6 protein-coding genes and 1 pseudogene are annotated in these 12,090 nt (G+C 74.6%); 2 read left to right on the forward strand and 5 right to left on the reverse strand.

Annotated elements, in window-relative coordinates; genetic code table 11:
- Positions 1 to 12: 12 nt before the first annotated feature.
- From ACIG87_RS05180 to ACIG87_RS05195, 4 genes and pseudogenes are all read right to left on the reverse strand, one after another.
- Positions 13 to 3,558: an ATP-dependent helicase gene (locus ACIG87_RS05180; RefSeq protein ID WP_396848373.1), complete on the reverse strand. Its 3,546-nt coding sequence runs from the start codon at positions 3,556 to 3,558 to the stop codon at positions 13 to 15.
- Complete coding sequence (locus tag ACIG87_RS05185) at positions 3,555 to 6,899, reverse strand: ATP-dependent helicase (protein WP_396848374.1); 3,345 nt, start codon at positions 6,897 to 6,899, stop codon at positions 3,555 to 3,557. Before ACIG87_RS05185 ends, ACIG87_RS05180 begins: the two co-directional genes overlap by 4 nt.
- A 694-nt stretch (positions 6,900 to 7,593) precedes the next feature.
- Positions 7,594 to 8,139, reverse strand: coding sequence for a TIGR00730 family Rossman fold protein (locus ACIG87_RS05190; RefSeq protein WP_396848741.1), 546 nt, complete (start codon positions 8,137 to 8,139; stop codon positions 7,594 to 7,596).
- Positions 8,140 to 8,350: 211 nt separating this feature from the next.
- A pseudogene (locus ACIG87_RS05195) lies at positions 8,351 to 9,172 on the reverse strand (TIGR00730 family Rossman fold protein); the annotation flags it as partial.
- Positions 9,173 to 9,327: 155 nt separating this feature from the next.
- Between ACIG87_RS05195 and ACIG87_RS05200 the strand changes: the two are divergent.
- Positions 9,328 to 9,495 (forward strand): hypothetical protein, encoded by a 168-nt coding sequence (locus tag ACIG87_RS05200; RefSeq protein ID WP_396848376.1) that lies wholly within the window; start codon positions 9,328 to 9,330, stop codon positions 9,493 to 9,495.
- Between the two features lie 458 nt (positions 9,496 to 9,953).
- On the opposite strand, the gene dapE is transcribed toward ACIG87_RS05200, so the two are convergent.
- On the reverse strand, positions 9,954 to 11,027 hold the full coding sequence (dapE, locus tag ACIG87_RS05205) for a succinyl-diaminopimelate desuccinylase (RefSeq protein ID WP_396848377.1): 1,074 nt from the start codon (positions 11,025 to 11,027) through the stop codon (positions 9,954 to 9,956).
- An 82-nt stretch (positions 11,028 to 11,109) separates the two neighbouring features.
- Between dapE and dapD the strand changes: the two genes are divergently transcribed.
- The gene (dapD, locus tag ACIG87_RS05210; protein ID WP_396848379.1) at positions 11,110 to 12,066 is read left to right on the forward strand and encodes a 2,3,4,5-tetrahydropyridine-2,6-dicarboxylate N-succinyltransferase; all 957 of its coding nucleotides are present in this window, start codon (positions 11,110 to 11,112) and stop codon (positions 12,064 to 12,066) included.
- Positions 12,067 to 12,090: the final 24 nt, after the last annotated feature.

Below are 12,090 nucleotides of genomic sequence, written 5' to 3' on the forward strand. Positions count from 1 at the left end.
AACAGGAACAACCTACCACGGATCTTCCGGCGCGCCACCCCCCGCCGGCTTTTCCGGCAACCCGGCGATGATCGCGGTCAGCCCGTCGGCGTCCAACAGGTCGGCCGGCCGTACCGTCACCCCGTCCCGGACGTAGTGGAAGGCGGCACCCACCCGGTCCACCGGCACCCCGGCCAGTTCCGCCCAGGCCAGCCGGTAGACGGCCAACTGCACTGCGGCCACCTCGGCCTCCCCGTCGGTCGGCTGCCGGCCGGTCTTCCAGTCGACCACGTCGTACCGGCCGCCGGGGCGGGAGAAGACGGCGTCCATCCGGCCCCGGACCACCACGCCGGCCAGCACTGTGGCGAACGGCACCTCCACCTCCACCGGCACCCGGTCGGCCCACTCGCTGGCCAGGAAGCGTTGCTGGAGCTCGGCCAGCGCCCCGTCGGGTGCGGCGTCCGCGTCGGCCGCACCCGGCAACTCGTCCACGTCGAGCAACCGGTCGGCTCCGAACCGAGACTCCAGCCAGGCGTGGAAGGCGGTGCCCCGCCGGGCGTACGGGCTGGGTGGGGTGGGCATCGGCCGGCGCAGCGTACGGGCCAGCGTCGCCGGATCCCGGCGCAGCGCCACCAGCTGGGTCACCGACAGGTGTCCGGGCAGCACCACCTCGACCGCCTCGGCCTGCCGCAGCAGCTCCGCCCGCTCGGCCAGGAGCAGATCCGCCTCCCGTCGCCACCGCGCCACCTCCGGGTCACCGGCGAGCGCCTCCAGCCCGACGGAACCGGGACCGGACAGCCCGCCGGAACCGGGTTCCGGGTCTCCCCCGGCTGCCGAAGTCCCGGGCGCATCGCCGCTCACGAGCCCATCGCCGGTCGGGGGCGCACCGCCGGGCACGGGTGGGGTGGGCTCCACGGGTGGGGTGGTCACGGCCTCGCGGCGGGCTGCCTCGGGGTCGGCGAGGTAGCGGCGGACCAGGGCCGCCGCCTCGGTCAGCGCCGGCCGTCGCGGGCCGAGCGGGTCGGCCGGCCAGTCGGCCCGCAACACCAGCTCGGTGGTCGGGTTGACCGCGTCGCCGGCCGGCTCGGGCGCCCACTCGTCGACCAGCAGGCCGTCCCCGCCGGCCAGGCAGGCGTCGTACACCTCGCGGAGCAGCACCGACGGCCCCCGGAAGCGTTTGGTCCCCTCGCCCCACCAGTACCCGGAACAGAGCAGCAACCGCCGGGGCCGGGTCACCGCCACGTACGCCAACCGGCGCTCCTCCCGCTCGTCGTGGGACCGCCAGGCGTCGGTGAAGTCGGCCACCGCCCGAGCCACCCCGCGCTGGTCGGTCACCTCGGCGAGGTCGAGCACGGGTAGCCCGTCGGCATCACCGCGCAGCGGGAAGGGCAGCACCCCGAGCCCACCCAGCCAGTGGTCGGAGTTGCGGACCTGGCCGGGCCAGCCGCCCCGGGTCAGCCCGGCGACCGCCACGACGTCCCACTCCAGGCCCTTGGCGGCGTGCGCGGTGAGCACCTGCACCGCGCCCTCCACCACCTCCACCTCGCCCGGGGAGAGCCCGCGTTCCTCGTCCTCCGCCGCCGTCAGGTACGCCAGGAAGCCGGCCAGCGTCGCCGCCGGGGTCTCGCCGCTGAACCGGGCCGCCACGTCACCGAGGGCATCCAGGTGTCCCCGGGCCAGCCCGGCGTCACCGGTGCCGTCCCGACCGGCCCGCACCGCGACCTCGACGTCCAGGCCGATGGTGCGTTCGACGTCCGCGATCAGCTCCGGCAACGTCTGGTCCAGCCGGTAGCGCAGCAGCGCCAACTCCATCCCGTACGACCGCAGCCGCGCGTACCCCTCCGCCGAGTACGCCTGCGCCGGCCCCAGGTCGGCCAGCGCCTCCACCAGGGTGGCCTCGTCCAGCACGTCCACGGTGATCTCCGGCCCGTCGTCGCCGGTCAGCTCCCGGCGGGCCCGTGCGAGGGTCCGCGCCCGCCGGTGCAGAGTCACCAGGTCACGGGGCCCGATCCGCCAGCGCGCCCCGGTGAGCAGGCGTAGCAGCGCCGCGCCGTCGGTCGGGTCGGCGAGCACCCGCAGGGTGCAGACCACGTCCCGCACCTCGGGGGTGTCCAGCAGCCCGCCCAGGCCGACCACCTCGACCGGCAGCCCGCGGGCGCGCAGTGCCGCCTCGATCGCCGGGATCTGGCTGCGCAACCGGACCAGCACGGCGGTGGAGGGACGCTGCGGCACCGGGATGTGCTCGGGTAGCGCGTCGGGCATCCGGGCCGCCCCCCGCCAGGCGGCGAGCACGCTGTCGGCGATCCAGTCGGCCTCGCCGACGTACGTGGGCAGCAGCGCGCAGTGCACGGTGCCGGCGGCCCGGCCACCGGGGCTGCGGTGCGGGATCGGGTCGCGGACGCTCAGCGCGGCGTGCAGCTCCGGCACCCGCGCCCCGGCGGCCCGCAGCGGCACCGACAACGCGTTGGCCACGCCGAGGATCTCCGGCCGGTTGCGCCAGCTGGTGGTGAGGCTCATCGCCTCGGCCGGGCTGCCGTCGGCGCGGGCGAAGTCGGTGGGGAACCGGTCCAGCGTGCCGGCGCTGGCCCCGCGCCAGCCGTAGATCGACTGGCAGGGGTCGCCGACCGCGGTGACCGGGTGACCGCCGCCGAACAGGTGGTTGAGCAGCACCACCTGGGCGTGGCTGGTGTCCTGGTACTCGTCGAGCAGCACCACCCGGTAGCGGTCCCGCTCGACCGCGCCGACCGCCGGGTGGTCCCGGGCCACCCGGGCGGCCCGCGCGAGCTGGTCGGCGAAGTCCATCGCCTCGAAGTCGTCCTTGCGTCGGGCGTACGCCCGGACCAGCGGCAGCAGCTTCAACCGGGTCCGTTGGAGCTGGAGCGCCCTGCGGACGTCGGCGTAGACCCGCCCCGGGTGGGACTGCACCTCGGCGAAGAACCGCCCCGTCCAGGCGGCCAGCTCGTCCGGGTCGACCAGGTGCTCGTCCAGTTCGCCGGCGAGCGCCAACACGGCGTCGGTGATGGTGCTGGGCATCCGGTCGACCTCGGACATGTCGCCGTCGTAGTTACGCACCAGCAGGTCGACGAGCTGCCAGCGGGACGCCTCGGTGAGCAGCCGGGTGGTCGGTTCGTAGCCGGCCCGTAGCCCGTGCTCGGTGACGATCCGCCCCGCGTACGAGTGGTAGGTGGAGACGGTGGGCTCACCGGCCAGTGGATCGTCCAACGGGTTGCGGGCCCGCCGCCCCAGCCGTCGGACCAACTGGTCGAGCCGGGTACGCACCCGGTGCGCCAGCTCGCCGGCCGCCTTGCGGGTGAAGGTCAGCCCGAGGATCTGCTCCGGGCGGACGTACGAGTTGGCGACCAGCCACACCACCCGGGCGGCCATCGTCTCGGTCTTGCCCGAACCAGCGCCCGCCACCACCAGCAGCGGCGCGACCGGGGCCGAGATGATCGCGGCCTGCTCGGTCGTGGGGGCGGGCAGCCGGAGCAGCCGGGCCAGCTCGATCGGCGTGTAGCGGGGCCCGGCGTCGGCGGCGCGCGGCGCGGGGGTGGCGGCGCTGAACAGGGTCGGCTGGGTCACCGCTCCCCCTCGTGGCCGGTGGCCGGTGGCTCGACGACCTGACGGCCCTGCCCGGAGACGGGGCAGCTGGTCCGTACCGGGCAGACCCGGCACTTCGAGTTGGCGACGGCGGCGAAGGTCGCGGCGGCCATCGTATCGGCGGTGCGCCGGACCAGGGCGGTGGCCCAACCGGCCTCGGGGCCCTGCCCGGCGGCGGCCTGGGTCTGCTCCCTGGCGTCCTTCGCGCCGGTGCCGAGCTGCACCAGCGCCGCTCCCCCGGCCTCGTCGCCGAACTCGGCGAACCCACCCGCCTCCACCGCCGCCTGGTACGCCCCGAGCTGCGGATGCTCGGCCATCTCCCGCTCGGTGACCGCCGTCGACTTGCCGGTCTTCAGGTCGATCACCACGAGCCGACCGTCGGCGTCGACCTCCAGCCGGTCCACCCGGCCGGTCAGCTCCACCGGGCGCGAAGGATCGTCGAGGCGGACCGCGAACTCGTGCTCGATGGCGAGCAGCCGACGCGGGTTGCCGGCCAGCCAGCGCAGCAGCTTGTCCACCATGGCCTCGGCGCGCTCCCGTTCCGGGCCGACCATCCACCGGGCGGCCAGCTCGATCGCGTCGAACCGGGCGGCCACGTACTCCAGCAGGGCGGTCCGGTCGGCGCTGGCGTCCTCGGCCAGCATCGCGGCGGCGTGCACCAGGTTGCCGACGCCCTGGGCGGCGCTGGCCGGACCGCTGCCGCCGTGCCGTTCGAGCAGCCAGCGCAGGCTGCACCGCAGGGCGCTCTCCATCGCCGACGGGGTGACCCGGACGGGTTCGCCCTCGTCCACCAGCGGCCGGTCGTCGGAGAGACCACGCAGCCCCCACCAGTCGTCCGGGTGCGCGCCGGGGATACCGGCGGCGGCCAGCCGGGCCAGCTCGGCCGCCGCCGCACGCCGCCGGGCCACCGACGCCGCCGGGTCGGTGATCGCGGTACGCAGCTCCGCCACCAGCGCGGAAAGGGTGAGCGCCCGGGGCGGTCGTCCGACGGGCAGCTCCCCCGGCGGGTCGTCGCCCGCCTCCCCGGACACCCCGGCACCCTCGTCGTCATCCCCACCCCGACCGGGCTGCTCGCCCGGACCGGCCTGCTCGGTCCGGCCAGCCTGCTCGCCGGATCCCTCGTCGGGCGATCCCGGGGTGCGTCCCTCCCCCGGGACACCCGGGACACCCAGTTCGTGCAGGAAGCGGCTGGGCTGTTCCTCGTGGTCGTCGCCGCCGACGGCAGCCGAGGCGACGGCGGTGACCAGCAGCCGACGCCGGGCCCGGGTCACCGCGACGTGGAAGAGCCGACGTTCCTCGTCGAGCAGGGCGGAGGTCTGCCCGACCAGGCTGGCCCGGGTGCCGGTGCCGTCCGCCCGGCCGGCCAGCACGTCGACCAGCCGCTCGGAGCCGAGCAGACTGCCACGCAGCCGCAGATCGGGCCACACGCCCTCCTGCACGCCGGCCACCGCGACCAGATCCCACTCCAGCCCCTTGGCGGCGTGCGCGGTGAGCAACCGGACCGCCTCGCCCCGGTCGGCGCTGGCCGCCAGCGTGTCGGCCGGCAGGTCCTGGCCGAGGACGTGGTCGAGGAAGACCTCGGTCCGTGCGCCGGGCAGTCGGTCGACGAACCGGGCCGCCGCGTCGAAGAGCACCAGCACCGCGTCGAGGTCCCGGTCGGCGGCCTCGGCCCGCCAGCGCTGGGCGGTCTCGTGTTCGCCGGTGGCCGCTCGCCCCCGGTTGATCGCCCCGGCCCAGCGTTCGGCGAGCCCGCTGGCGCTCCACACCACCCAGAGCACGTCTTCGGCGGTCGCCCCGGGAACGGCCGCCGCCGTGCGCGCGGTGGCCAGCAGTTCCGCCACCGTACGGGCCGGTTCGACCCAGCGGCGCTCGATGCCGGCCAGCTCCGCCGGGTCGGCCAGCGCCTCGACGATCAGCTCACCGGAGGGCCGTCGGTCGCCCCGGGCGAGCGCGAGCGCCCGCAGCCCCTGCCGCAACCGCCGCTCGGCGAGCGGGTCGGCCCCACCCAGCGGCGAGTGCAGCAGGGCGACCGCGGACTCCTCGTCCAGCCGGGCCGGTTCGAGTGCGCAACGCAGCAGGAGCAGCAGCGGGGCCACAGCCGGTTGCAGGTGCAGCGGCAGATCCTCGCCGTGCACGACGGTCGGCACCCCGGCGGTGTGCAACGCCCGCCGCAGCGAGGGCAGGTGCAGGTGGGTCGAGCGGACCAGCACCGCCATCGCCGACCAGGGCACCCCGTCGAGCAGGTGGGCGGAGCGCAGCGCGTGGGCCAGCCAGGCGGCCTCGCTGGTGGCCGAGCGGAAGGTCCGCACCTCGACGCTGCCGGGCGGCGCGTCGGGCAGGGGTCGCAACCGCCGGTGCCCGGCCGGGCCGCGCAGCCGCCGGGCCAGCCGGCCGGTTGCCCCGAGCAGCACCGCACCGGCCCGGTACGACGTGGTGAGCGTGACCTGCGCCGCCGGTGCCCCGGAGGCGGTACGGAACCGGTGGGGGAAGGCGGCCACCACGGCCGGGTCGGCGCCCCGGAAGGCGTACGTGGAGGAGTCCGGGTCCGCGAAGGCCACCAGGGACCTGCCACCGCCGGCCAGGACGGCCAGCAGGTCCTGCTGGGCCGGGTCGGTGTCGGCCAGCTCGTCGACGTAGACGTGGGCCAGCCGGCGGCGCTCGGTCTCGAGCAGCTCCGGATCGTCGAGGAGCATGCCGGTGGCGGCGCGGACCAGCTCGGCCGGGTCGTACGCCACGGAGCCCCGGTTGCCGACGTCGCGCAGCGCGAGGACGGCGACGTACTCCCGGAGGAACCGGGCGGCGGCCGGCCAGTCGGTGCGGCCCAGCTTCTCCCCCAGCCGGGCCAGCTCGACCGGGCCCACCCCCCGTTCGGCGGCCCGCATCAGCAGGTCACGCAGCTGGGCGGCGAAGGCCCGGGTACGCAGGGCGGGGAGCAGGTCGTCGGGCCAACCGACCGGGTCGTCGTCGGGTTCGGTGCCGACGACGTCCAGCAGCTCGCGGATGATCAGATCCTGCTCGGGGCCGGTGAGCAGCCGGGGGGACGGCTCGCCCCGCTCGGCGGCGGCCCGGCGCAGCAGACCGAAGGCGAACGCCGGAAAGGTGCGCACCAACGGCTCGCGCAGCACCCGGTGGCCGTCGGCGGCGATCCGGGCCTCGATCCGGTGCCGTACCTCGGTGGCCTGCCGACGGCTGAAGGTGAGCACCAGGAGGCGCTCCGGGTCGACCCCCTCGGCGACCCGGGCGGCGACCGCCTCGACCAGGGTGCCGGTCTTGCCGGTGCCCGGCCCGCCGAGGACCAGCATCGGCCCGTCGGTGTGCGCCACGACCTCGTCCTGAAGCGGATCGGGCCGCCGGCCGCCCGGCCGCGCCCCGGCCCGGCGCGAATCGGGCCGCCGGCCACCCGCCTGCCCCGCGGCCTCGGCCCGGCGCGGATCAGGACCGCCGGGGTCGACGACATTCGCGGCCCGGCGCGGATCGTGTCGCGAGCCGGCAGCCGCCGTCGCAGCCGACGAGGTGGCGCGCGGGTCCGCCACGGTCTCGGGTCGGCGGGCACCGTCGAGGTGCGCGGCATCGACCGCCGACCCCCCGGGCCGCGGCTCCCCCTCGACGGCCGACCCGCCCGGACCTGGCTCCTCGGTTGTCCCGCCGCGCCGAGCGTCCCCCCGAACGCTCCCGGCGGACCGCCCGTCATCCGGGCCAGATCCGGCAGGCCGGCGCACCAGCCGGTACCCCTGCACCCCCACATCCCACCACGCCGGTACGACACCATCCGGCCCACCACCCCGACCGCCCTCGTATGCCGAAGGCCGTGAAACGGCCCGGAGCGCGGTGGCCGGAGCGCGGTGGCCGGAGCGCGGTGGCCGGAGCGCGGTGGCCGGAGCGCGGTGGTCCCGGCGCGGCGCGCCGTTGACCATCTCCGAGATCGCGGGGTGCTTCCCGCCGCCGGCCCAGTTGGGGGCGGAGGTGACGACGACATGCCAGTAGTCGGGGACGACCGGTCGGAGTGGGGTGGGGGGATCAGGTCAGGCGGGATTCCAGGGCGTCCAGCGCGGTGGAGACAGTGGGGGCGACGACGAGCAGCCCCAGGCCGGCGGGCTTGAGGAAGTTCTGGTCGGTGAGCGCGGCGAGCCAGTCGAGCATCGGCCGGTAGAAGCCGTCGGTGTCGACCAGCACCATCGGCTTCGTGTGCATGGCCAGCGTGGCGGTGGTCCAGACCTCGAACAGCTCGTCCAGGGTGCCCAACCCGCCGGGCAGGGTGAGGAACGCGTCCGACTTCTGGATCATGAGGGTCTTGCGACTGGCCATGCTGTCGGTGACCAGCAACTCGTCCGAGGCCAGGTCGGAGACCTCCAGGTCGATCAGCGCCTGCGGGATCACCCCGACGGTACGCCCACCGGCCGCCCGCGCCCCGTCGGCGAGGGCGCCCATCATGCCGACGCAGCCGCCGCCGCTGACCAACGTGTGCCCGCGCCGGGCCAGCTCCGCCCCGGTCTCGGCCGCCAGGTCCAGCCAGCGCTGGTCGAGGGTACGGGAGGACGCGCAGAAGACACAGATCGCCGCCACCCGCTCAGCCCTCCCCACCGTCGACGACACCTCGGCCCGCCCCACCGGACGCGCCGGCCACACCACCCGAAGCAGGACCGCCCGAAGCAGGACCGCCCGACACCGGACCGACGGACGCCGCACCACCGGACACCCCGCCGGCCCTGGTGCCGCCGGACTTCGTAGCGCCGGACTTCGTAGCGCCGGGCTCGGCGGTGTCGGCGGCCTGGCGGGCGGCCCGCTGGTCGGCGGCGGTGCGGGCGACGGCCTCCTCGCGGACCGCCTCCTGGTCGGTGGCGAGCGCCGCTTCGGCCGCGACGATGTGCCGTACCGCCGCGTCGACGTCGTCGGTGAGGCAGATCAGCTCCAGGTCCACCGGACCGATCTTGCCCTCGGCGGCCATGCTGTTCCGCAGCCAGTCGAGCAGCCCCCGCCAGTACTCGGTGCCCATGAGCACCACCGGGAAGCGGGTCACCTTGCCGGTCTGCACCAGGGTGAGCGCCTCGAACAGCTCGTCCATGGTGCCGAAGCCGCCCGGCAGCACGACGAACGCCTGGGCGTACTTGACGAACATGGTCTTGCGGGCGAAGAAGTAACGGAAGTCGATGGCCAGGTCGACCCAGTCGTTGAGTCCCTGCTCGAAGGGGAGTTCGATGCCCAGCCCGACGGAGAGGCCACCGGCCTCCCTGGCACCCCGGTTGGCCGCCTCCATCACGCCGGGGCCACCGCCGGTGATGACCGCGTAACCAGCTCGGGCGAGGGCTCCGCCCAACTCTTCGGCCAGCCGGCACTCCGGGCTGTCCGGGGTGCTGCGGGCGGAGCCGAAGACGCTCACCGCAGGCGGCAGGTCGGCCAGCGTGTCGAAACCCTCGACGAACTCGGAGAGTATCCGCAGGGCCCGCCAGGCGTCCTTGGTCTTCCAGTCGCTGCGCCCCCGGGAGTCCAGCAACCGCTGGTCGGCGGTGCTGGCGGGGATCGCACCGCGGCGCAGCGTGACCGCTCCCCGATGCCGCTCCGGATCGCGGCCCGGCTGCCGCCCGTTGGTCTGACTCATGACAGCCACCGTAGTGGAGGCGCACGTCAGGGCGGTGGCGGCCGGCGAGCCGGAGAAAAAGTTCGCGATCTTGGGCAACTAATTCTGTCGCCCGTACGTCTTACTATTCACATACCGGGTATGGCCCGGCACGCGCCTTCGGGGGAGGAGCAAGCGTGATCAGCAACAACGAGCGGATGCGGATCCGCCGGCAGATGCAGCGACGGATCAACGAGGTGGTGGCCGAGCGTCGCCGCGCCCGACAGCTGGAGGTGCCGGTAGAGCCCGCCGCCAAGCCCGCCGAGCCCACCGAACCCGACAATCCCCGCCTCACCTCAGTCTGACCTGACCGGTCACCCCACCCCCACCCGAACCCAGCTCCCGGCATTCCACCACCTCCGGGGACCTCACCCCCACCCTCTCCCCACACCCACCCCAAGCCTCACCACCCACACGCCCGCCCAGGGCCGGGCTTCACCACGCCCACCCCCAAGCCCCACCATCCCACCCCCACCTCCACCCCCATGCCCCACCACCTCCACCCCCATGCCTCGCCACTCCACCCCCAGGGCATCCCCACCCCCACGCCACACCCCGCGCGCGAACATCGACACCCACGACCCCGAAATCGCCTACGGCGAGCGCCACTGCACAGCCCGCCACCCTCACCGGGCCGGTGATCAAGAGGTTTTAGCACCAGCGAGCGCTCTCCCTGACGTAAACCTCTTGATCACCGAGGACCGGCGGGGCAGGGGGGCCGGCGGGGCAGGCGGGGAGCGGGGGCAGGGGAGGGAGGGGGCGGTTAGGCGGGGGTGAGCCAGCGGTGGAGGGTGGCGGCGCCGTCGCGGATCTTGGTCAGCTCGACGTGTTCGTCCTTGTGGTGGGCCAGGTTGGGGTCTCCCGGGCCGAAGTTCAGCGCCGGGATGCCCATCGCCGCGAACCGGGCCACGTCCGTCCAGCCCAGCTTGCCGATCGGTGCCGCGCCCACCGCCGCCAGGAACTCCTGGGCCGCCGGCGAGTCCAGCCCGGGGCGTGCGCCGGCAGCCGCATCGGTGACCCGCAACTCGAAGCCGGCGAGCACCTCCCGCAGGTGCGCCTCGGCCGCCGCCGGGTCACGATCCGGGGCGTACCGGTAGTTGATCTCGATCTCGCAGCGGTCGGGGACGACGTTGCCGGCCACTCCGCCGTTGATCCGTACCGCGTTCAGGCCCTCGCGGTAGTCGCAGCCGTCGATGGTGACCCGCCGTGCCTCGTACCCGGAGAGCCGGCGCAGCACCTCGCCCGCGCCGTGGATGGCGTTGACCCCGTGCCAGGACCGGGCCGCGTGGGCCCGCTCGCCGTGGGTGGTGACGATCGCCCGCATGGTGCCCTGGCAGCCGGCCTCGACGATGCCGTACGTCGGTTCGAGCAGCACCGCGAAGTCGGCCAGGAGCCACTCCGGGTGAGCCTGGGAGACCAGGGTGAGCCCGTTGTACCGCGACTCGATCTCCTCGGCCTCGTAGAAGAAGTACGTCACGTCGTACCGGGGTTCGGGCAGGGTCACCGCCAGGTGCAGCGCGAAGGCCACCCCGGACTTCATGTCGGAGGTGCCGCAGCCGTACATCAGGTCCCCGCGCATGGTCGACGGGAAGTTGTCGTTGAGCGGCACCGTGTCCAGGTGCCCGGCGAGCACCACCCGGGAGGCCCGGCCGAGGTCCGTTCGCGCCATCACGGTATTGCCGTGCCGGAAGGTGCTCAGGTGCGGCACCCGGCGCAGGACGTCCTCGACGCAGTCGGCGATGGCCTTCTCGTCGAGGGAGACGGACTCTATGTCGACCAGCGCACGGGTCAGCGCCACCGGATCGGCCAGGACCTCGGGGGTCAGCGGGTTCTCCATGGTTCGCACGGTACCGTCCTGAACGGTGGGCGCGAGGGGTGAGCCCACGCAGGCCCGCAGCCGCGAACGAGAGGGTAGAACAGTGACGTCCCAATCCGCCTGGGGTATCGGCCTGGCCACCGTCACCGGTGCCGAGCAGGTGCTCGACACCTGGTACCCGACCGGCAAGCTGGGGCTCGGCGAGCTGCCCCTGGTCCCCGGCGAGGACCAGGCCGACGTGCTCGACCTGCCGCCCGGCGCGATCGGCGAGCGGTCCCTGCCCGGTCTGCGTACGGTGCAGGTGGTCACCGTGATCGGCGCGCTGGACGAGCCGATCAAGGACGCCGCCGACGCGTACCTGCGGCTGCACCTGCTCTCCCACCGCCTGGTGCGGCCCAACGAGCTGAACCTCGACGGCATCTTCGCCCAACTGGCGAACGTGGCCTGGACCTCGGCCGGGCCGTGCCCGCCGGAGCGGGTGGACGAGCTACGGGTGATCGAGCGGGCCGCCGGCCGCCACCTGGCCGTGTACGGGGTGGACAAGTTCCCCCGGATGACCGACTACGTGGTCCCCGCCGGGGTGCGGATCGCCGACGCGGACCGGGTCCGGCTCGGCGCCCACCTGGCCACCGGCACTACCGTGATGCACGAGGGCTTCGTCAACTTCAACGCCGGCACGTTGGGCACCTCGATGGTCGAGGGTCGGATCGTGCAGGGCGTGGTGGTCGGGGACGGCTCGGACATCGGCGGCGGCGCGTCGATCATGGGTACCCTCTCCGGCGGCGGCACCGACCGGATCCGCATCGGTGAGCGGAGCCTGGTCGGCGCGAACGCCGGGGTCGGCATCTCGCTCGGCGACGACTGCGTGGTGGAGGCGGGCTGTTACCTCACCGCCGCCTCGAAGATCACTTTGCCGGACGGCCGGGTGGTCAAGGCCCGCGAGCTGTCCGGCGTCGACGGCCTGCTGTTCTGGCGCAACTCGGTCACCGGGGCGCTGGAGGCGAAGCCGCGCACCGGCCGGGGCATCGAGCTGAACGCCGCCCTGCACGCCAACGACTGAGAGCTCGGCACGCCAACGGCTGCG

This window comes from Micromonospora sp. NPDC051925, assembly GCF_044548625.1.
GTDB lineage: Bacteria > Actinomycetota > Actinomycetes > Mycobacteriales > Micromonosporaceae > Micromonospora.

Excerpts from the sequence above, each read along its gene's own strand:
- dapE (WP_396848377.1), bottom strand. The coding sequence starts at position 11,027 with ATGGAGAACCCGCTGACCCCCGAGGTCCTGGCCGATCCGGTGGCGCTG.